Below are 20,384 nucleotides of genomic sequence, written 5' to 3' on the forward strand. Positions count from 1 at the left end.
GCTCAGGAGGGCAGCCGGCGGTTCAGGACCAGGCCGGCCAGGATGGCGCCCGCCATGGCCGCGGCGCCCAGCAGCATCCAGGCCAGGCTGGCGTCGCCCTTGACGGTCTCGTAGCCGATCTGGCGCTGCAGGGTCGAGTAGACGTTCTTCAGCGACTCCAGGCTGTCCGCGTGGAACGACTCGCCGCCGGTGATCTCGCAGATCTTCTGCAGCGTCTGATCGTCGACGGGGACCGGAATGGTCGCGCCCTCGTACTCGACGGTGCCGTACGGCGTCCCGAACGAGATCGTCGAGATCTGCACGCCCTCGGCCTTGGCGGCGCGGGCGGCGGTGAAGGCGCCCTGCGGGGCGTTGGGGTCCAGCGGCACGTTCTCGGCGCCGTCGGACTCGAGCACGATACGCGCCGGCGGTGGGCCCTCGCCGCCACCCATCACCGAGCCCACCGTCGCGATCGCCTGCAGCGCCGTGAAGAGCCCTTCACCGGTCGCGGTCTTGGGGGCCGGTTTGAGGCTGTCGATCGCCGCCTTCACCGCCTGCCGGTTGGTCGTCGGCGAGACCAGCAGCGAGGCGTTGGCCGCGAACTCCACCAGCCCCAGGTTGATGGCGGGGGTGAGCTCGTCGGCGAATTGCTTGCCCGCCACCTTGGCCGCGGTCAGCCGGTCGGGCGCGACGTCGTTGGAGGCCATGGATTCCGACACGTCGATCACCAACACGACGACCGCCCGGTTCAGCGGGATCCGGACATCGGAGGTCGGCCCGGCCATCGCGGTGGTCAGCAGCACCAGCGAGGTGGCCAGCAGGATCGTCGGCAGGTGCCGCCACCGGCTGGGATGCGCCGGCGCGACCCGCTCCAGCACCTCCATGTTGGCGAAGCGCAGCACCCGCCGGCGGCGGGCGAACTGCAGCACGACGTAGATGCCCAGGACCAGCAGGACGGCCAGCAGGAACAGGAAGAACCACGCGTTCTGGAAGCCGGTGACCGACACGGGGCCCAGCAGGGGCAACTTCATGTCCAGCCACACTATGCGCCCGGTGTGGAAGGCGCACGGCCCGCCGGATCAGCCGGCGACGAGGTCGCGGCGCTGCGTGAACTTGATGTCGAGGCTGCGCAGGTGGGTCTGCAGCCCGGCGTCCTGGATGGGGATCAGGTGCGCGGGGTGGTCGGTCTCGTTGTAGTGGGCGTGCCACATGCCCGGCGGAGTGGTGAAGGCGCAGCCGGCCCGCCAGTCCACCCGGGTCGGATCGACGATGTCGCCGCGCTCGTCGAGCCGGGTGCCCAGCAGCGTGTAGCAGCCGTCGGCCGGCGCGTCGAGGATCAGGTCGAGGGCGACCGACTGGTGCCGGTGCGGGCGCTGCACCTGGTTGGGGGGCAGCACGCCGAACATGGCCCACAACACGTGGGTGATGGTCAGGGTCTGTTCCTGGTTGGCGTTGGCCAGCAGCACGCTGACCCGGCTTTTCTCGTTGGCGCCCGGCCGGGAGGCGATCTCCTCCAACTTGGCGACGGCATCCGTTCGGCGGAACTTGGTCGCACGGAACCGCGGCCGGGTGGCGTCGGCACCCAGGTAGCGCATGAGCGGCTCGTCGTGCACCCAGTACATGGCCGTGTCGGCGGCCGCGTAGAACACCGAGTGGGTGCCCGCGGGCAGGGTCAGGAAGTCGCCCTTCTCCCACTCGACGAGGTGGCCGTCGACCGCGGCGAAGCCCCGGCCGTAGAGCACGTAGTACAGCTGCGAGGTGGCGTTGGGGCTGGTGTCGATCTGTTCGCCCGGACGGATGCGCAGGAAGTTGGCCAGCAGCGCGGGGCTGGTCGCCGCACCGGTCTCGATGCGCAGCTCCTTGGACAGGTCGAGCGGGATCACGCCGGTCGGCTGGCCGGTGTAGACATCCGGATCGAAGCGGGTAATCGGCACCTGCGGGACATGTCCCGAGCCGATGGGGTTGGCGGCTTTGGAGTACTCGAAGTACTCCGCGTCCTCGGCCCAGTCCTGGAAGCGGCCTTCGAACCCGTACTCGGCCACGTTGATCATCGGGGCGGGAATCGTCGGATCGAGGTTCGGGGTCAGGGCTTGTTCCGTGCCGGGCATTTCGCGTCTCCTTCGCACTGCTCGAGCGCTTCCTGAGTGCATCTCATGTCTTTCTCGTATCTATCTTGTATCTCAGTTGCTCCGGTTGTCAATGCCACCACGGAAGATGTCCCGATATCCGCCGGCCGAGGCCGCGGCGCGGGTACCGTCACCACACTGCTGGGATACGACTGAGCTACAGGAAGGGCTGCGGTGGCAACGGGTGAGCCCCGGGCGGGCACAGCAAAGGACCGCGCGCTGGATTACGTCAAGACGCGGGTGCTCACCGGCGCGTTCCCCGGCGGGGAGTTGATCAGCGAGGGCGACGTCGCCACGGCGCTGGGGATGTCGCGCACGCCGGTGCGCGAGGCGTTCCTGCGACTGGAGGCCGAGGGACTGCTGCGGCTGTACCCCCAGCGCGGCGCCCTGGTCGTCCCCGTGTCGCCCGACGAGGTCCGGTCGGTGATGGAGGCGCGCCTGGTGCTGGAGCAGTTCGCCGCGACCAAGGTGGTGCGCCGCGGAGCTGCCGCATGCGCCGCCGTTTTCGAGCGGTTGTCGGGCGAGCTGGAGCGGCAGCGGACCGCCGTCGACCGCACCGATTGGCCCGAGTTCCTCGATGCCGACCGCGCCTTCCACGCCATCACGCTGGCCGAGTCGGGGAACGCCATCTTGTCGGGCTTCTATGCCTCGCTACGCGATCGGCAGATGCGGATGATCGGCGAGTCGTCGCTGCGCGACCCCGACCGCGTCACGACGATCCTGGCGGAACACCGCGCTATCGCCGAGGCGCTGCGTGACGGCGACGGCCCGCGGGCGCTGGAGGCGGTGCAAACCCACCTGCTCAGCACGGTGCGCGCCATCGGACTCGCCGCCGACGCGATCTGACGTCCGCGCGAATTGTGTTAGAAGTCGGTCTCTTAGGGGAAATCCCAGTCGAAGATGGCGCCCACCCCGGGAGCCGCTATGACAGGAGCTGAAATGGTCGGATCCATCATCCTCGCCATCATCGTGGGCGCGATAATCGGTGTCGTCGCCCGTCTGGTGATGCCGGGCAAGCAGAACGTCGGCATGATCATGACGGTGGTGATCGGCGCCGTAGGCGGCTTGATCGGCTCGGCGGTGGCCAGCCAGTTCGGATACCACAATGCCAACGGTGGCATCGCGTGGATTCCGTTCTTCATCGGAGTCGCCGCAGCTGTCGTCCTCATCGCCCTCTACGAGGCGCTGACGGGTCGCCGCACCGGCACGCGGCTCACCCGCTGAGCCGAAAGCTGCGCCGCTCGCCTGCTTTTCGGGTGAGCGGCGTCAGCCTGCGATCAGCACCGCGTAGCGCGGCTTGATGACGTCGTCGATAATGGCCAGCCGCTCGTCGAACGGCAGGAACGCCGACTTCATCGCGTTGATGGTGAACCGCTCCAGGTCGCTCCACCCGTAGCCGAAAGCCTGCACCAGCCGGTGCATTTCGCGGCTCATCGAGGTATCGCTCATCAGCCTGTTGTCCGTGTTGACGGTGACCCGGAACCGCGTTCGGGCCAGCAGGTCGAACGGATGGTCCGCGATGCTTTTCACCGCACCGGTTTGCACGTTGGAGCTGGGACACAGCTCCAACGGAATTCGCTTGTCCCGCAAGATGGACGCTAGCCTGCCCAGCCTGACCTCTCCGTCGGCGAGGACGTCGATGTCGTCGACGATGCGCACCCCGTGACCCAGGCGGTCGGCGCCGCAGAACGCGATCGCCTCGTGGATGGAGGGCAGCCCGAACGCCTCGCCCGCGTGAATGGTGAAGCGCGCGTTGTGGTCTCGCATGTACTCGAAGGCGTCCAGGTGCCGCGTCGGCGGGTTTCCCGCCTCCGCGCCGGCGATGTCAAAACCCACAACTCCTTTGTCCCGGAACCGAATCGCCAGCGCGGCGATCTCCCGGGACACCGCGGCGTGGCGCATGGCGGTGACCAGCAGCCGCACCACGATCGGCCGGCCCGCGGCGGCGCAGGCCTTCTCACCGTCGGCGAAACCGGCCAGCACGGCGTCGACGATCGCGTCGAAGGACAGCCCACGGTCGATGTGCAACTCGGGCGCGAACCGGACCTCGGCGTAGACGACGGAGTCGGCGGCCAGGTCCTCGACGCACTCGTAGGCGACCCGGTGCAGCGCGTCGGCCGTCTGCATCACCGCCACGGTGTGCGAGAACGGCTCCAGGTAGCGCTCCAGCGAGCCGCTGTGCGACTGGGTGCGAAACCAGGTGGCCAGCTCGTCGACGTCGCTGGTGGGCAGCCCGTCGTAACCGGTCTGTTCGGCGATCTCCACCACGGTCGACGGGCGCAGCCCCCCGTCCAGGTGGTCGTGCAACAGCGCCTTGGGCGCCTTGGCGATCTGCTCGAGGCCCAGTGGCGTGGTCACGTGACGATCCGATCGATGATCAGCGGCCGCGAGGCCGGCGGTGTGTCGCCCACGCGGTAGCCGCCGTCCAGCTCGGCCAGTGCGGCGCCGAAGCGCTCCGGGGTGTCGGTGTACAGGGTGAACAGCGGCGCACCGGCCGAGACCGGCTCGCCGGGACGGCGGTGGATCCGGATGCCGGCGCCGGCCTGCACCCCTTCGCCCGGACGGGACCTGCCCGCGCCGAGCCGCCATGCCGCCAGCCCCACTGCCATCGCGTCGATATCGCCCATTGTGCCGCCCCGGGCCGCGGTCACGGTCTCGGAATGCGCACCGATCGGCAACGGAACCGACAAATCGCCGCCCTGGGCGGCGATCAGCCGGCGGAATCGGTCCATCGCGGTGCCGTCGCACAGCGTGTCGGCGGGATCGCGGGCGTCGACCCCGGCCAGCTCGAGCATCTCGGACGCCAGCCGCAGCGTCAGCGCCACCACGTCGGGCGGCCCGCCGCCGGCCAGCACCTCCAGCGACTCGGCGACCTCGAGGGCGTTGCCGACCGTCGCGCCGAGCGGGCCGTTCATGTCGGTCAGCAGCGCGTGGGTGGGCACCCCGTGCGCGGCGCCCAGCTCCACCATGGTGTGGGCCAGCTCGCGACACCGCTGCGGGGAGCTCAGCAGCGCCCCCGAGCCGACCTTCACGTCGAGCACCAGCGCGCCCGCCCCCTCGGCCAGCTTCTTGCTCATCACCGAGCTGGCGATCAGCGGTAACGACTCGACGGTAGCGGTGACGTCGCGCAGCGCGTACAGCTTGGCGTCGGCCGGCGCCAACTCCCCGGCGGCGAAGATGGCCGCGCCGACGTCGCGCAGTTGGTCGCGCACCCGCTCGTTGGACAGCATGGCGGAAAACCCGGCGATGGACTCCAGCTTGTCCAGCGTGCCGCCGGTGTGCCCGAGCCCGCGCCCCGACGCCTGCGGCACCGCGGCGCCACAGGCGGCGACCACGGCCACCAGCGGCAGGGTGATCTTGTCCCCCACTCCCCCCGTGGAATGCTTGTCCACGGTGGGCGTGCCCAGGTCGCTGAAGTCGAGCCGGTCCCCGGACGCCAGCATCGCCGCCGTCCAGCTGGCGGTCTCGCCGCGGTCCATGCCGCGCAGGAAGATCGCCATCAGCAGCGCCGACATCTGTTCCTCGGCGACCCGGCCGTGGGTGTAGGCGTCGACGACCCACTCGATGGCGGCGTCGGACAGCCGGCCGCCGTCGCGCTTGGTGCGGATCACCGTCGGCGCGTCGAAGCCCAAGTCGGTCAACGGGGTTCCCGCGGCAGGTCGGCGGTGAACGCGTCGGGCAGCAGGTCGCCGAGGCGGCGCGGGCCGTCCGGATGGTCGATCAGCAGCTCGGGGCCGCCGTGCTCGAGGAGCAACTGGCGGCAGCGCCCGCACGGCATCAGCGGCGATCCCCGCCCGTCGACACAGGCCAGCGCGATCAGCCGGCCACCGCCGGTCGTGTGTAGGGCGCACACCACACCGCATTCGGCACAGAGACCAAGGCCATATGAGACGTTCTCCACATTGCAGCCGGTGATCACCCGCCCGTCGTCGACCAGTGCGGCCGCTCCCACCGGGAACCGGGAGTAGGGCGCGTAGGCCCCCGCCGCAGCACCGATCGCCTTGTGGCGCAGCGCGTTCCAGTCGACATCAGGCATACCCAACCCCGTTCAAAACCCCGCTCACCGACGGGCTCGTGCGACTGCCACCCTAACTCTGGCACGACGCTTCGCCTCGCGGACTGTTCGGCACGGGCCGTCCTTCGGCCGGGTTAGGCTGAACTGCCCGAACGATGTCAGAAGGCGGTGAGGACTGGGTGACCACACAGGCGACAACCGCGGATCCGGCAAGAGAATCTGCGCCCGCGCGTAAGCGGCGACCGCCCCGGACGCTGTATCGGGGCGACCCGGGCATGTGGTCGTGGGTGTTGCATCGCATCAGCGGCGCGACGATCTTCTTCTTCCTGTTCGTCCACGTGCTGGACGCCGCGATGCTGCGGGTCAGCCCGCAGACCTACAACGCGGTGATCCACGACTACCAGACCCCGGTCGTCGGCCTGATGGAGTACGGGCTGGTGGCCGCGGTGGCATTCCACGGGCTGAACGGGGTCCGCGTCATCCTCATCGACTTCTGGTCCGAGGGCCCCCGCTACCAGCGGTTGATGTTCTGGATCGTCGGCGTCGTCTTTTTGCTGCTCATGGTTCCGGCCGGCGTGGTGACCGGGATCCACATCGCCGAGCACCTGCGATGAGCTCCCCCGACCTGCAGCTCGGCCGGGGCCAGGTGGCCCCGGTGCTTCAGCGCAGCCACGACCGGCCGCCCAGCCTGGACAACCCGCGCTCGCCGCGGCGCCGGGCCGGCATCCCCAACTTCGAGAAGTTCGCGTGGCTGTTCATGCGGTTCTCCGGCGTCGCGCTCATCGTCCTGGCCGTCGGCCACCTGTTCATCATGCTGATGTGGGACGACGGCGTGTACCGCATCGACTTCAACTACGTGGCGCAGCGCTGGGCTTCGCCGTTCTGGCAGTTCTGGGATCTGGCGTTGCTGTGGCTGGCGCAGCTGCACGGGGGCAACGGGCTGCGCACCATCATCGACGACTACAGCCGCAAGGACAGCACCCGGTTCTGGCTCAACAGCCTGCTGCTGTTGTCGATGGGGTTCACGTTGGTGCTCGGCACCTACGTGCTGGTGACATTCGACCCGAACATCGGAGGCTGACCAGGTGATCTCCCACCACCGATACGACGTCGTCATCGTCGGCGCCGGCGGTGCCGGCATGCGCGCGGCGGTGGAGGCCGGTCCGCGGGTCCGGACCGCGGTGTTGACCAAGCTGTACCCGACCCGCAGCCACACCGGCGCCGCCCAGGGCGGGATGTGCGCGGCGCTGGCCAACGTCGAGGACGACAACTGGGAATGGCACACGTTCGACACCGTCAAGGGCGGCGACTACCTCGCCGATCAGGACGCGGTGGAGATCATGTGCAAGGAAGCCATCGACGCGGTGCTCGACCTGGAGAAGATGGGGATGCCGTTCAACCGCACCCCCGAGGGCCGCATCGACCAGCGCCGGTTCGGCGGGCACACCCGCGAACACGGCAAGGCCCCGGTGCGCCGGGCGTGCTACGCCGCCGACCGCACCGGCCACATGATCCTGCAGACCCTCTACCAGAACTGCGTCAAGCACGACGTGCAGTTCTTCAACGAGTTCTACGCGCTGGACCTGGTGCTCACCGAGACGCCGAGCGGGCCGGTGGCCACCGGCGTGGTGGCCTACGAGCTGGCCACCGGCGAGATCCACGTCTTCCACGCCAAGGCCGTGGTGATCGCCACCGGCGGTTCGGGCCGGATGTACAAGACCACCTCCAACGCCCACACCCTCACCGGCGACGGCATCGGCATCGTGTTTCGCAAGGGACTTCCGTTGGAGGACATGGAGTTTCATCAGTTCCACCCGACCGGCCTGGCCGGCCTGGGCATCCTGATCTCCGAGGCCGTCCGCGGCGAGGGTGGCCGGCTGCTCAACGGCGAGGGCGAGCGTTTCATGGAGCGCTACGCCCCGACCATCGTCGACCTGGCACCGCGCGACATCGTCGCCCGCTCGATGGTGCTGGAAGTCCTCGAGGGCCGCGGCGCCGGCCCGCACAAGGACTACGTCTACATCGACGTGCGCCACCTCGGCGAGGACGTGCTGGAGGCCAAGCTGCCCGACATCACCGAGTTCGCCCGCACCTACCTGGGCGTCGACCCGGTGCACGAGCTGGTCCCGGTGTACCCGACGTGTCACTACGTGATGGGCGGCATCCCCACCACCGTCACCGGACAGGTGTTGCGGGACAACACCTCCACGGTGCCGGGCCTGTACGCGGCGGGCGAGTGCGCGTGTGTGTCGGTGCACGGCGCCAACCGGCTGGGCACCAACTCGCTGCTGGACATCAACGTCTTTGGCCGCCGGGCCGGCATCGCCGCCGCCAACTACGCGCGCGGGCACGACTTCGTCGCCATGCCACCGAATCCGGAGGCGATGGTCGTCGGCTGGGTGGGCGATATCTTGAGCGAGCACGGCAACGAGCGGGTGGCCGACATCCGCAGCGCGCTGCAGCAGTCGATGGACAACAACGCCGCGGTGTTCCGCACGGAGGAGACGCTCAAGCAGGCGCTGACCGACATCCACGCGCTCAAGGAGCGGTACTCCCGAATCACCGTGCACGACAAGGGGAAACGCTTCAACAGCGACCTGCTGGAGGCCATCGAGCTGGGCTTCCTGCTGGAGCTCGCCGAGGTCACGGTGGTGGGCGCGCTGAACCGCAAGGAGTCCCGCGGCGGGCACGCCCGGGAGGACTACCCCAACCGCGACGACGTCAACTACATGCGTCACACGATGGCCTACAAGGAAATTGGGGCCGACAAGCAGAGCACCGACCTGCTGAGCGACATCGCGCTGGACTTCAAGCCCGTCGTGCAGACCCGCTACGAGCCCAAGGAACGGAAGTACTGATGTCTGCAGGCGAAGCTGTCGAACCCCGCGTCGAGCCGCCGCTCCCGCCCGTCCCCGAGGGCGCGGTGCTGGTGACCCTCAAGATCGCCCGCTTCAACCCCGACCAGCCCGACGCCTTCGCGGAAACCGGCGGCTGGCAGAGCTTTCGGGTGCCCTGCCTGCCCAGCGACCGACTGCTCAACCTGCTGATCTACATCAAGAGCTACCTGGACGGGACGCTCACCTTCCGGCGCTCGTGCGCCCACGGAGTGTGCGGTTCGGACGCCATGCGCATCAACGGCGTCAACCGGCTGGCCTGCAAGGTGCTGATGCGCGACCTGCTGCCCCAGAAGAAGGGCAAGCAACTCACCATCACGGTGGAACCGATCCGTGGCCTGCCGGTCGAGAAGGACCTGGTGGTGAACATGGAGCCGTTCTTCGACGCCTACCGCGCGGTGAAGCCCTACCTGGTCACCAGCGGCAATCCGCCCACGCGGGAACGCATCCAGAGCCCCACCGACCGCGCCCGCTACGACGACACCACCAAGTGCATCCTGTGCGCGGCCTGCACCACCAGCTGCCCGGTGTTCTGGCACGAGGGCAGCTATTACGGCCCGGCGGCGATCGTCAACGCGCACCGGTTCATCTTCGACAGCCGCGACGAGGCCGCCGCCGAGCGCCTCGACATCCTCAACGAGGTGGACGGCGTGTGGCGGTGCCGCACCACGTTCAACTGCACCGAGTGCTGCCCGCGCGGCATCCAGATCACCAAGGCGATCCAGGAGGTCAAGCGCGCGCTGATGTTCACGCGCTGACCGGGCGCGGGGTCAACACAGCTCGTGATGACTACTTCGGTTGCCGCCCAACCGCTTAGCCTGGTACATCGCCGCGTCGGCGGCGGTGACCAACTCGCTCAGCAGCGTATGCGGTTCGACCGCGGTGTCGTCCAGGCGGGCGCACGCGGTGCCGATGCTGGCGGTGACCCCCGCGGGCGAGGCCGCGATGGCCCGGCACATCCGCCCGGCCAACGCCTCGGCGTTGCACCGGGAGGACGTGCCCGCCAACAGGAACTCCTCGCCGCCGCTGCGCGCCACCACCGCCTGGTCGTCGGCGGCGGCCAACAGGGCCTGGGCGACTTGGACCAGGGCGTGGTCCCCGGCGGCGTGGCCACACCTGTCGTTGAGGGATTTGAATCTGTCGAGGTCGATCAGCATGACCACCAGGTGGGAGTCGATGCCCCGGCGCGCCACGATCATCCCCAGCGCCTCGTGCTGGAATGCGCGCCGGTTGAGCAGGCCGGTCAACGGGTCGCGGTCCGCGGTCAGCAGATCGCCCGACAGGGCGCGCACCAGGATCCGGATCGCCAGCGGTAGGGCGATGTTGACCTCGATCACCAGCCACAGATCCACCCCGGCCAGGCTGGGGTGGCCGGTTCGGGCCAGCGACAAGGCCTCCCAGGACCCGACGGCCGCAGCGACGGCGAAGTTGTACAGCACGAATCCCGTGGTGTGGAAGAACGCCATGTAGGCGCCGAACGTCGCGAACGCGATGCAGCCGATCAGGGCGGCCAGCGGGTTCGGGTGCGCCAGGCACGCGAGGGCGGTGGCCGTGTTGCACGTCATGGCGAAGGCGACCGACTGCCGGCGCGTGGGCCAGCGCCATACCCACAGCAAAACGCCCGCCACCCCGCCGGCGACGGCAACCCACATCATCGCCACCGGGACCGATCCCCGCGGACCGTCGGAGCCGGCCAGCAGCGCGAACAGGCACAGCACCATCGACGCGGCGATGGACGCCATCACCGCCCGGGTGGCGCCGCTGAGGCGCCGCGAGGCGAGATAACCGGAGAGCCAGTCGTACTGATCGGCGCGCCACCATGGGCTGAACAGCGCGGTCATCGGCGGCTCCCCGTCGCGAACCACCGGTCGTCGATGTCAGGTGGTTAGGCGCATGCTACGACCCTCGGGCGGCCGACGAGGGCGGATTCCGCCCGTCACACTTGGCCGCCCCGTCTCGTCTTCAGGGGTATGACACAGAAAACCCGCATCGAGCCCCTGCCCCCCGAGCGCGCCGGGCTGCTGACCCGCGCCATGTACCGGATCGCCAAGCGGCGCTACGGCCAGGTTCCCGAACCCTTCACCGTGGCCGCCCACCACCGCAAGCTGATGGTGGCGAGCGCCGTGCACGAGACGATGATCGACCGCGCGTCCACGCGGCTGCCGGTCGGCGTGCGCGAGCTCGCGGTGCTGTGGACCGCGCGCAGCATCGGCTGCTCCTGGTGTGTGGACTTCGGGTCCATGCTGCAGCGCCTCGACGGCCTCGACGTCGAGCGACTGAAAGAGATCGACAACTACGACGCCTCAACGGCGTTCACCGACGACGAGCGCGCCGCCATCCGCTACGCCGACGCGATGACCACCGATCCGCACACCGTCACCGACGAGCAGGTCGCCGACCTGCGGGCGCGCTTCGGTGACGCCGGGGTGATCGAGCTGACCTACCAGATCGGCGTGGAGAACATGCGGGCCCGGATGAACACGGCGCTGGGCATCACCGAGCAGGGCTTCAGCTCCGGCGACGCCTGCCGCGTGCCGTGGGCCGGCGAGGCCGCAGCGGAGAGCCGGTGAACTTGTCCGGGTTGGCGATATCCCAAAGGGCGCAGACCTTTCCGGCGCGCACCGTCAGCGCCGTGATCCGCGGCAACATCTCGCGATAGCCGTCGGAGGCGGGACAGCCGGCCGTGTAGATGCCGAGTTCGCCGTTGACCAGCCCCAGCTGGTACGAGGTGAACATCGCCGGTCCGTAGCGCTGCGCCAGGCCCAGCATGAACCGCACCACTTTGTCCGGGCCGTGGATGACCTGAACGGCCGTGGGCGCCTTGCCATTCGAATCGCCGGTGAACGTGACGTCGGGATGCAGCAGCGAGACCACCGTGTCCAGGTCGCCGGCGGCCATGGCGGCCATCAGCCGGCCGACCACCTCGTCGTGCGACGGGTCGGGCTTGGGGGGCGGTTGGGCCGCAACCGCCTTGCGGGCCCGCGAGGCCAGCTGACGGGCGCCGGCTGCACTGGTGCCCAGCACGCCCGCCACTTCGGCGAAGGGCACCGCGAACCCGTCGTGCAGGACGAACGCGACCCGCTGATCCGGCGACAGGCGTTCCAGCACCACCATCGCCGCGAACCGGGCGTCCTCGCGGGAAACCACGGCCGACAACGGATCGGCGCCGTCGAGGCGGGTGACCACCGGCTCGGGCAGCCAGTTGCCGGTGTAGGTCTCGCGCCGGTGCGCGGCCGAGCGCAACTTGTCCAGCGCCAGCCGGCTCACCACGGTGGTCAGCCAGGCCCGCAGGTCGGTGATGTCGGCGTCCTGTCCGTCCCAGCGCAGCCAGGCGTCCTGCACGATGTCCTCGGCGTCGGCCACCGTGCCGGTGAGCCGGTAGGCGACCGCCATGAGGTGCGGCCGCAGGGCTTCGAATTGTGAGACCTGTTCGGTCCCGGTCATATCGCGAGCCTAGCTTGGCTAGTCTCGCAGACACCATGACAGATCACCTGTGGCTGCACTTCGCCCGGCACGGCGCCGGCATCACGCCGCCCGTCATCGTCCGCGGCGACGGCGTGCGGATCTTCGACGACCGCGGCAGGAGCTACCTCGACGCGCTGTCCGGGCTGTTCACGGTGCAGGTTGGCCATGGCCGCGCGGAACTCGCCGAGGTCGCCGCGCGGCAGGCCGGCACGCTCGCGTACTTCCCGCTGTGGGGGTACGCGCACCCGACGGCGGTCGAGCTCGCCGAGCGCCTCGCGCAGTACGCCCCGGGGGACCTGAACCGGGTGTTCTTCACCACCGGCGGCACCGAGGCGGTCGAGACGGCCTGGAAGCTGGCCAAGCAGTACTTCAAGCTGACCGGCAAACCCGGTAAGCACAAGGTGATTTCACGTTCGATCGCTTACCACGGCACCACGCAGGGCGCCCTGGCGATCACCGGCCTGCCGTCCTACAAGGCGCCCTTCGAACCGGTGACGCCGGGCGGCTTCCGGGTGCCCAACACGAACTTCTACCGCGCACCCGACCCGTTCGGCAACGACCCCAAGGCATTCGGGCAATGGGCCGCCGACCGGATCGCCGAGGCGATCGAGTTCGAGGGGCCGGCGACCGTCGCCGCGGTGTTCCTGGAACCGGTACAGAATGCGGGCGGCGCCATCCCGCCTCCCCCCGGCTATTTCGAACGGGTCCGCCAGATCTGCGACTCCTACGACGTGCTGCTGGTCTCCGACGAGGTGATCTGCGCGTTCGGCCGGATCGGGTCGATGTTCGCCTGTGACGACTTCGGCTACGTGCCCGACATCATCACCTGCGCCAAGGGCCTGACGTCGGGCTATTCGCCGCTGGGCGCGATGATCGCCAGCGAGCGATTGTTCGAGCCGTTCAACGACGGCGTCACCGTCTTCCCGCACGGCTATACCTTTGGCGGGCACCCGGTTTCGACGGCCGTGGGGCTGGCCAACCTCGACATCTTCGAGCGCGAGGGCCTCAACGACCGGGTCAGGCAACACGCGCCCGCCTTCCGCGCCACGCTGGAGAGGCTCTACGACCTGCCCATCGTCGGCGACGTCCGCGGCGAGGGCTACTTCTACGGCATAGAACTGGTCAAGGACAAGGCGACCAAGGAAACGTTCAGCGATGCCGAGTGCGAGCGGCTGTTGCACGGCTACGTCTCACCCGCACTCTTCGAGGCGGGCCTGTACTGCCGCGCCGACGACCGCGGCGATCCCGTCGTGCAGGTGGCGCCGCCGCTGATCAGCGGCCAGGACGAGTTCGACACCATCGAATCCGTCTTGCGGGACGTGCTCGGGGAAGCGTCCCGGCGGCTCTAGGCGCGCTTCACCGCGTCGGCCGCGACCAAAACCTCCCGGGAATGCGCGGCGGTGGGGCTGGCGGCCATCCGCGAAACCGAGTTGCACAGCCATGTGAGCGCTTCACGCAGGCCGGCGTCGGAGGCGGCGTCACGATGCTGCCGCAACTCGGCGAGCACGCCCTCGAGGCCGGAGCGACGCACCTGCGTCGCCTTCTCGACCTCCTTGAGCAGCTGTGGCAGCGATCGCGGAGCGTCGCGGGTCCGCCATAGGCGGGACAGGAACCGGTTGTCGGGAATGGCAGGCCCTCGCGGTTGGGCGGGAAGATTCGGCGCCGTCACGGCGACGGCATGCTCAGCGTAGTGGCCCGGCCGCATTCCCGCCGTCCCGTAGCTTAGCAACTTCCGTCTCACCAGTCACAGCGCGGCTCCCCCGAATCGGTCCCGCGATCGCCTAGTCTGCACAAGCAATGAACTTCCTACGCCCCGCATCGTGCCTGGCAGCGGCCGTTTTCCTGGTCGCCGCCCCGGTGACGCTGGCCGCCCCCGCGGCGCTGCCGGTCGGACGGGCCGAGCCCGGCGCCGCCGAGCCCAACGCCGCGCCCGCGAACTGCCCGTTCAGGGTGAACACGCCGCCCGCGGTGGATTCTTCGGAGGTTCCCCAGGCCGGCGACCCGCCGATCCCGCTGGCGGTGCCCGCCAAGCCGGTCGGCGGCGAGGCGCTGGGCGGCTGCGGCATCGTCACCGCCCCCGACACACCACCGCTGCCCACCGACGTCTCCGCCGACGCATGGCTGGTGGCCGACCTGGACAGCGGCGCGGTGATCGCCGCCAAGGACCCGCACGGCCGCCACCGCCCCGCCAGCATCATCAAGGTCTTGGTCGCGATGGCGTCCATCAACGCGCTCAACCTGAACAAGTCGGTGCCCGGCACCGCCGAGGACGCGGCCGCCGAGGGCACCAAGGTCGGCGTCGAAGAGGGCGGGGTGTTCACCGTCAACCAGCTGCTGCACGGCCTGCTGATGCACTCCGGCAACGACGCCGCGCACGCGCTGGCCATGCAACTCGGCGGGATGCAGCAGGCGGTGGAGAAGATCAACGTGCTGGCCGCCAAGCTCGGCGGCAAGGACACCCGGGTGGCGACGCCGTCCGGGCTGGACGGGCCGGGCATGAGCACGTCGGCCTACGACATCGGCCTGTTCTATCGGTACGCCTGGCAGAACCCGACCTTCGCCGACATCGTCGCCACGCGGACGTTCGACTTTCCCGGCCACGGCGACCACCCCGGCTACGAGCTGGAGAACGACAACCAGCTGCTCTACAAATATCCGGGCGCCCTGGGCGGCAAGACCGGTTACACCGACGACGCCGGCCAGACGTTCGTCGGCGCGGCCAACCACAACGGCCGGCGCCTGATGGCGGTGCTGCTGCACGGGACCCGGCAGCCGATCGCCCCCTGGGAGCAGGCGGCGCACCTGCTGGACTACGGATTCAGCACGCCGCAGGGCACCCAGGTCGGCAACCTGATCGAACCCGACCCGTCGCTGGCGCCCGCCAAACGCGACAGCGCCGCCGACCGGCAGGCCAACGGCGCCCAGGCCGCGGGCCTGCTCCCGGCGGCGGACGCGCTGCCGATCAGGGTGGGCGTCGCCGTCATCGGGGCCATCGTGGTGTTCAGTTTGATCATGGTCGCGCGCTCGATGAACCGCCGACCGCAGCACTGAACCACGGCGCGGTGCCGCGCCCGCATAACGATTGACTGAAACCCAGGATGCATTTGTCCGTCGGCGGTAGCGTCTACGTCGCCAACGCACGAGACATGAGACTGCTACGCACGCCGAAGATTGGGAGATCGAGCGACAACATTGCGACACGGGGGCAAAGCACGAGGGTAAAAGATGACTTCGGTTACCAGGGTCGCGAAGCGAATGTGGTTGCTGCTGGCCGTCATCATCATCGGCAGTGTCGCGGGGCTCGGTATTTATCGTCTCCACAGCATGTTCGGCGTTCACGGACACCCCGTTGTCAGGGTCAAGGCCGATCTCGATGATCCCTTGTTCGACCCGAAGCGGGTGACTTATGAGGTCTTCGGCCCCGCGGCGACCGCACGGATCGCCTATTTGGATCCCGACGCGCGCGTGCAACGCCTGGAAAACATTCCGCTGCCCTGGTCGGAGACGGTGACGACGACCCTGACGTCGGTCACCGTCAACCTGCTGGCACAAAGCAACGGCAGCGAGATCGGCTGCCGCATCAGGGTGAACGACGCAACCAAGGACGAGAGGTCCGAGACGGGACCGAAAGCCCTGACGTTCTGCCAAGTGAACGCCGGATGAGCGAAACCGCCGCCACACCGGCCTCTGGCCCACCGTTCTTGCCACAAATGATCCGCCGGTTTGCGGTGCCGATCGTCCTGTTATGGATCGGGATCACCGCCGTTCTCAACGTCGCGATCCCGCAGTTGGAAGTGGTCGGCAAAGCGCACTCGGTTTCGATGAGTCCCGCGGGCGGCGCCTCGATTCAAGCGCTGAGACGCATCGGCAAGGTGTTCGGGGAGACCGGCTCCGACAACGCGGCCACGATAGTGCTGGAAAACGACAAACCACTCGGCGATGACGCTCACCGGTTCTATAAGGAGCTGTTGCAACGACTTTCGGCTGATACCGACCACGTCGCGCACATTCAGGACTTCTGGAGCGATCCGCTCACCGCGGGGGGATCGCAAAGCCCCGACGACAGGGCCGCGTACGCCGTGGTCTACCTCGCCGGCAAAAGCGAAACGGCGGCGTACAACTCGGTGTACGCAGTGCGGCATATCGTGGACACCACGCCGAAACCGCACGGGCTCAAGGCATATGTGACCGGCTCGACGGCGCTGATCGCCGACCAATCCGAGGCCGGCGACAAAAGCATCGCAAGGGTCACGCTGATCACCGGGGCCGTGATCGCGGTGATGTTGCTCTTCATCTACCGCTCGGTCGTCACCGTGCTCCTTGTCCTCGTCACGGTCGGCATCGAGCTGGGGGCAATCCGGGGAGTCGTCAGTTTTCTGGCCGACCACAACGTCTTCGGCCTTTCGACCTTCGCGGTCAATTTGCTCACGCTGTTGGCCATCGCCGCCAGCACCGACTACGCGATCTTCATGCTGGGCCGTTACCACGAGGCCCGCTACGCGGGTAGGGACCGGGAAAGCGCGTTCTTCGCAATGTTTCACGGGACCGCCCACGTGATTCTGGGCTCCGGATTGACCATTGCCGCCGCCATGTATTGCCTCAGCTTTGCCCGACTGCCGTACTTCAAGTCGCTCGGCCCGCCCTGCGCGGTCGGCATGGTGGTCGCGGTCCTCGCCGCGCTCACCCTTGGACCGGCGGTGCTGACCGTTGGCAGCTTCTTCAAGTTCTTCGAGCCCAGGCGGAGGATGGCCACCCGGCGGTGGCGCCGGGTGGGGACCGCAATCGTCCGCTGGCCCGGCCCGGTGCTGGCGGCGACGTGCGCGGTGGCGTCCATCGGACTGCTGGCGTTGCCGAGTTATAGGACGACTTACGATCTACGCAAATTCGTGCCGGCCGGCATGCCGGCGGTCGTCGGTGATACGGCCGCGGGCCGTCACTTCTCGCAGGCGTTGCTGAACCCCGATGTGCTGTTGATCGAGACCGATCACGACATGCGCACGCCGGTTGACATGCTGGTCCTGGACAAGATCGCCAAAGCCATTTTTCACACGCCTGGAATCGCACAGGTAAAAGCGATCACCCGCCCGCTGGGAACGTCCATCAAGCACACTTCGATTCCATTTATCATCAGCATGCAAGGCGTCTCGAACGCCGAAAACATGGGATTCATGAAAGACCGCTTGGACGACATGCTCGTGCAGGTCCAGGCCATGGATGTGTCCATCGCAACGATGAAGCACATGTATGACCTGATGGGTCAAATCGTCGACAATACCGTCGACATGGACCACCTCACGCATGACATGTCGAACACCACGGACACCATAAGGGATCACCTTGCGGATTTATCGGATTTCCTTCGACCCATCGGCAGCTATTTCTATTGGGAAAAACATTGCTTCGACATTCCGGCCTGCTGGGCGATAAGGTCGGTATTCGACACCTTCGACAATGTCGATCAGCTGAGCGCGAAATTAGAGGGTCTGGTCAAGGATTTGGATGTCCTCACCCGGCTCCTGCCGGAGATGCGCGCACAAATGCTGCCGATGATCTCGACGATGACCATCATGCGCGACATGCTGGTCGTCTGGCACGGCACGCTCGTGTCCTTCTACAAAGAACAGGACATGAACAGCAAGGATCCCGGCGCGATGGGCCGGGTCTTTGACGCCGCTCAAGTCGACGATTCGTTCTATCTGCCGCAGTCGGCGTTCGACAACCCGGATTTCCAGCGCGGTCTGAAAATGTTCTTGTCCCCCGATGGCAAAGCGGCCCGCTTCATCATTGCCCTGGACGGTGACCCGTCGACGCCGCGGGGCATCTCGCGCGTCGAGCCGATCCAGCAGGCGGCGAGGGAGGCCATAAAGGGGACTCCACTGCAGGGCGCTGCGATCTCCATGGGCGGCATCGCTTCGACGTATCGGGATATCGAGGAGGGCGCCTTCTACGATCTGCTCATTGTCGGAGTGGCGGCCATCAGTCTCATTCTCATCATCATGATGATTGTCACCCGAAGCCTGATCGCCGCCGCGGTCATCGTCGGGACGGTGCTGCTTTCCCTGGGCTCCTCCTTCGGCCTGTCCGTGCTCCTGTGGCAAGACATTCTCGGCATCGATTTGTATTGGCTGGTGCTGGCGATGTCGGTGATCCTGCTCTTGGCGGTGGGATCGGATTACAACCTACTGCTGATCTCTCGACTCAAAGAGGAAATAGGCGCCGGTTTGAATACGGGAATCATCCGCGCGATGGCCGGCACGGGAGGCGTGGTGACGGCTGCCGGCATGGTGTTCGCCGTGACGATGTCTCTGTTCGTGTTCAGCGACTTGCGGATCATCGGCCAGATCGGCACCACCATCGCCCTGGGACTGCTTTTCGACACCATGATCGTGCGCTCGTTCATGACGCCGTCCATTGCCGCGTTGCTCGGACGCTGGTTCTGGTGGCCGCAGCGGGTGCGCCCGCGCCCGGCCAGTCAGATGCTCAGGCCCTCCGGGCCCCGCCGATTGGTGCGTGCCCTGCTGCTGACGCCCGCGGAGAAGTCGCCAGCGCTCGATCGACACCCTTGAGGCGTCACCGAGTACGCCCCCGCGCCGGCGACAACGACCGCTCGCGGTGTCCCCGGGGCGCGCCCAATGACACCAGGGCGGCGGCGACGGACAGAATCAACACGATGACAACCGGCCAGATCATGGTGTGCTTCTGGGCGATTCCGCCGAGCACGCCGCCCAGCACCGTGGACGCAACGGCAACGAGTGTCGAGGAGAATCCGATCAGTGTCCCGCGGTGTTCTTCGGCGGCGACGACGCTGATCCACGAGATCCCGGCGGCCACAACTGCCGCGGTGGCTATCGTCGCCAGCAAGAACACCGTGCCGTACGCCCATACGTGAGACCACAGGTCGCACGACTCGGCCGCGATGCACAGTGCGGCGGCGAAGGCGCTGAGCAGGGCGCTGCCCACCAGCATGCCGCGCACTCCGAACAAGCCGTACACCTTCCCCCACAGCGGCGAACCCAGAACGAATCCGATGCTGGACACAATCACCAGCACGTGCAGACCGCCACCCTGATGGGCGGTGCGCAACGCGTAAAACGTGGTACCCATGCTGACCGGGGCGAACAACAGCGACGTGATCACGTACCGGCGAAACCATGGCTCCGACCGGGCAACCGCGAAGCCCTGCCGGTAGGTGTCTCGCATAGACATTCGCGTGCGGACCGAAATGGAGCGCACCGGGCCGATGAACAGCGCCGCGACCCCGGAGGCCGCCAATCCGACCGCGCCGAGCCACAGCAGGTCACGGTGATACGCCAGCTTGCTGCCGTGGGCCAGCACAGGCACGAGAAGCAGCGCGACCACGGTGGCCATCACCGACCCGATGGCACCCTTGACCAGGAGCAACTCGCCCCGCCGTACCGCGGATAGCCGGCTGGAAATCAGGTCGAGGTAGGCGACGCGAGAGACCGCGACGACGACGCCGCCGCCCGCGGACACCAGCACGAACACCAACGCGGCGAAAACGCCGGTCCAGGGCACTACCGCATCACACACGATCAGTGCGGCCGAGATCGCCGCCGACAGCGCCAGCAGCAGGTGCTGCATTTCGCCGGCGCGCTGCAGGGCCGCCGGCGACATCGAGTGTCCCGCGATCGAGCCAATGCTGTACGCGGGGAACAGCATCGCGGCAGCCCAGGTGAGACCGTGGTGCGCGGCGATGAACGGCAACACCACCGCACCGTTGCTCAGCTGCATCGCGGCGGTGTGAATGGTGCCCTGCGAAAGAAGGCGCCAGAACGGGTTCGTCTGCGCCGAGACGCCGTGCGCCAACGATGTGCGCATGGCTGGTGACGGTACCGGCCGCTGAGCTGGAAGAACCGTGTTTCGATCGGATACGTTCGGCGAAGG

At 67.9% G+C, this 20,384-nt stretch carries 19 protein-coding genes and 1 pseudogene; 11 read left to right on the forward strand and 9 right to left on the reverse strand.

The features are described from left to right. Nucleotides 1-2: 2 nt before the first annotated feature. Nucleotides 3-1,010, reverse strand: coding sequence for a VWA domain-containing protein (locus AWC03_RS16165; protein ID WP_085241779.1), 1,008 nt, complete (start codon nt 1,008-1,010; stop codon nt 3-5). 48 nt (nt 1,011-1,058) lie between these two features. Further along, nucleotides 1,059-2,087, reverse strand: coding sequence for a cupin domain-containing protein (locus AWC03_RS16170; RefSeq protein ID WP_085241724.1), 1,029 nt, complete (start codon nt 2,085-2,087; stop codon nt 1,059-1,061). A gap of 192 nt (nt 2,088-2,279) precedes the next feature. Here AWC03_RS16170 and AWC03_RS16175 point away from each other — a divergent pair, with 192 nt between their 5' ends. Both AWC03_RS16175 and AWC03_RS16180 read left to right on the forward strand, forming a co-directional pair. Further along, nucleotides 2,280-2,951, forward strand: coding sequence for a GntR family transcriptional regulator (locus tag AWC03_RS16175; RefSeq protein ID WP_085241725.1), 672 nt, complete (start codon nt 2,280-2,282; stop codon nt 2,949-2,951). Between the two features lie 93 nt (nt 2,952-3,044). Then, complete coding sequence (locus AWC03_RS16180) at nt 3,045-3,329, forward strand: GlsB/YeaQ/YmgE family stress response membrane protein (RefSeq protein ID WP_085241726.1); 285 nt, start codon at nt 3,045-3,047, stop codon at nt 3,327-3,329. 42 nt (nt 3,330-3,371) lie between these two features. Here the strand turns inward: AWC03_RS16180 and AWC03_RS16185 are convergent, their stop codons facing one another. The 3 genes from AWC03_RS16185 to AWC03_RS16195 are packed head-to-tail and all read right to left on the reverse strand — an operon-like array spanning nt 3,372 to nt 6,141. Beyond that, a complete protein-coding gene (locus AWC03_RS16185) occupies nt 3,372-4,463 on the reverse strand; it encodes an adenosine deaminase (protein ID WP_085241727.1) in 1,092 nt (363 codons plus the stop codon). Then, the gene (locus AWC03_RS16190; protein ID WP_085241728.1) at nt 4,460-5,746 is read right to left on the reverse strand and encodes a thymidine phosphorylase; all 1,287 of its coding nucleotides are present in this window, start codon (nt 5,744-5,746) and stop codon (nt 4,460-4,462) included. Before AWC03_RS16190 ends, AWC03_RS16185 begins: the two co-directional genes overlap by 4 nt. Further along, complete coding sequence (locus AWC03_RS16195; protein WP_085241729.1) at nt 5,743-6,141, reverse strand: cytidine deaminase; 399 nt, start codon at nt 6,139-6,141, stop codon at nt 5,743-5,745. Before AWC03_RS16195 ends, AWC03_RS16190 begins: the two co-directional genes overlap by 4 nt. 254 nt (nt 6,142-6,395) lie before the next feature. Between AWC03_RS16195 and sdhC the strand changes: the two genes are divergently transcribed. From sdhC to AWC03_RS16215, 4 genes are read left to right on the forward strand one after another with little or no spacing between them, the layout of a single operon-like run. Continuing rightward, nucleotides 6,396-6,734 carry a succinate dehydrogenase, cytochrome b556 subunit gene (sdhC, locus tag AWC03_RS16200; protein WP_244275515.1) on the forward strand — a complete coding sequence of 113 codons (339 nt, stop codon included), beginning with the start codon at nt 6,396-6,398 and terminating at the stop codon, nt 6,732-6,734. After that, a complete protein-coding gene (locus AWC03_RS16205) occupies nt 6,731-7,201 on the forward strand; it encodes a succinate dehydrogenase hydrophobic membrane anchor subunit (protein WP_085241731.1) in 471 nt (156 codons plus the stop codon). Before sdhC ends, AWC03_RS16205 begins: the two co-directional genes overlap by 4 nt. 4 nt (nt 7,202-7,205) lie before the next feature. Beyond that, nucleotides 7,206-8,978, forward strand: coding sequence for a succinate dehydrogenase flavoprotein subunit (sdhA, locus tag AWC03_RS16210; protein ID WP_085241732.1), 1,773 nt, complete (start codon nt 7,206-7,208; stop codon nt 8,976-8,978). Next, complete coding sequence (locus AWC03_RS16215) at nt 8,978-9,772, forward strand: succinate dehydrogenase iron-sulfur subunit (protein WP_085241733.1); 795 nt, start codon at nt 8,978-8,980, stop codon at nt 9,770-9,772. Before sdhA ends, AWC03_RS16215 begins: the two co-directional genes overlap by 1 nt. Before the next feature lie 12 nt (nt 9,773-9,784). On the opposite strand, the gene AWC03_RS16220 is transcribed toward AWC03_RS16215, so the two are convergent. After that, nucleotides 9,785-10,855 (reverse strand): GGDEF domain-containing protein, encoded by a 1,071-nt coding sequence (locus AWC03_RS16220; RefSeq protein WP_085241734.1) that lies wholly within the window; start codon nt 10,853-10,855, stop codon nt 9,785-9,787. 62 nt (nt 10,856-10,917) lie between these two features. On the opposite strand from AWC03_RS16220, the pseudogene AWC03_RS16225 reads away from it, so the two are divergent. Further along, nucleotides 10,918-11,584, forward strand: a pseudogene (locus tag AWC03_RS16225) (carboxymuconolactone decarboxylase family protein); the annotation flags it as partial. On the opposite strand, the gene AWC03_RS16230 reads toward AWC03_RS16225, so the two are convergent. Beyond that, nucleotides 11,523-12,458, reverse strand: a complete 936-nt coding sequence (locus AWC03_RS16230; protein ID WP_085241736.1) for a sigma-70 family RNA polymerase sigma factor — start codon at nt 12,456-12,458, stop codon at nt 11,523-11,525. The pseudogene AWC03_RS16225 and the gene AWC03_RS16230 sit on opposite strands and share 62 nt — an antisense overlap. Before the next feature lie 35 nt (nt 12,459-12,493). Between AWC03_RS16230 and AWC03_RS16235 the strand changes: the two genes are divergently transcribed. Continuing rightward, nucleotides 12,494-13,828, forward strand: a complete 1,335-nt coding sequence (locus AWC03_RS16235; RefSeq protein WP_208859433.1) for an aspartate aminotransferase family protein — start codon at nt 12,494-12,496, stop codon at nt 13,826-13,828. Here the strand turns inward: AWC03_RS16235 and AWC03_RS16240 are convergent. After that, on the reverse strand, nt 13,825-14,049 hold the full coding sequence (locus AWC03_RS16240; RefSeq protein ID WP_085241780.1) for a hypothetical protein: 225 nt from the start codon (nt 14,047-14,049) through the stop codon (nt 13,825-13,827). The genes AWC03_RS16235 and AWC03_RS16240 overlap by 4 nt on opposite strands. A gap of 227 nt (nt 14,050-14,276) precedes the next feature. On the opposite strand from AWC03_RS16240, the gene dacB1 reads away from it, so the two are divergent. The 3 genes from dacB1 to AWC03_RS16255 all read left to right on the forward strand — a co-directional run bounded on the left by dacB1 (nt 14,277) and on the right by AWC03_RS16255 (nt 19,045). Then, nucleotides 14,277-15,530 carry a D-alanyl-D-alanine carboxypeptidase DacB1 gene (gene dacB1 / locus AWC03_RS16245; protein ID WP_085241738.1) on the forward strand — a complete coding sequence of 418 codons (1,254 nt, stop codon included), beginning with the start codon at nt 14,277-14,279 and terminating at the stop codon, nt 15,528-15,530. 174 nt (nt 15,531-15,704) lie between these two features. After that, on the forward strand, nt 15,705-16,142 hold the full coding sequence (locus AWC03_RS16250; RefSeq protein WP_085241739.1) for an MmpS family transport accessory protein: 438 nt from the start codon (nt 15,705-15,707) through the stop codon (nt 16,140-16,142). Then, complete coding sequence (locus AWC03_RS16255; RefSeq protein WP_085241740.1) at nt 16,139-19,045, forward strand: MMPL/RND family transporter; 2,907 nt, start codon at nt 16,139-16,141, stop codon at nt 19,043-19,045. Before AWC03_RS16250 ends, AWC03_RS16255 begins: the two co-directional genes overlap by 4 nt. A 4-nt stretch (nt 19,046-19,049) precedes the next feature. On the opposite strand, the gene AWC03_RS16260 is transcribed toward AWC03_RS16255, so the two are convergent. Beyond that, a complete protein-coding gene (locus AWC03_RS16260) occupies nt 19,050-20,318 on the reverse strand; it encodes an MFS transporter (protein WP_085241741.1) in 1,269 nt (422 codons plus the stop codon). Between the last annotated feature and the right edge of the window lie 66 nt (nt 20,319-20,384).

This window comes from Mycobacterium europaeum (genome assembly GCF_002102155.1).
GTDB lineage: Bacteria > Actinomycetota > Actinomycetes > Mycobacteriales > Mycobacteriaceae > Mycobacterium > Mycobacterium europaeum.